Genomic DNA, 536 nt, shown 5'->3' on the forward strand with positions numbered 1-536 from the left:
GTGCCGCTTTATTGGTAAAGGTCACGGCAGTGATGCGCTCAGCTGGCATGTCGCACTCTTGAATTAGATACGCAATTTTACGCGTGATCACCGAGGTCTTGCCGGAGCCAGCACCTGCGAGCACAAGTAGTGGGCCGGATACGTAGAGCATGGCTTCTTGTTGTTTGGGATTGAGTTGACTCATAACGTGACCTGTAAGACAAAAGCAAAAAGAGGGTAGCGCTGATATAGCACAAGTAGATGAACGCGGTGCGTATCACCAAAATCAATATCGTAGTGATATCTTAATAATGTTTGTTATAAGGATAATAGAATTTAAGGTTTGATGATGACATATCGTAAAATTAGGTGGGTCATTATAAAGCAAAAACGGTCACTTTGGGGGAGGAGTTGGGTGATGAAAATAGGGTATGAGCGCACTTGATTTTTGATAAATAGCGTGACAGCGTTTGCGCATCGAACAAAGCATGGATTTGGGGTTAATATAAGGTAATGTCTATATCATAATTTTTGGTAAAAAAAACACATTTTGTTTC

The 536-nt window shown here is 41.4% G+C and carries 1 protein-coding gene; it reads right to left on the bottom strand.

Features of this window, described 5'->3' with window-relative positions; translation table 11 throughout:
• On the bottom strand, nucleotides 1–184 hold a 184-nt coding region (locus ACS8FC_RS20495), incomplete at its 3' end, for a UvrD-helicase domain-containing protein (protein ID WP_439298136.1).
• Nucleotides 185–536: the final 352 nt, after the last annotated feature.

The sequence above is a fragment of the Psychrobacter sp. 1Y4 genome (genome assembly GCF_051847555.1).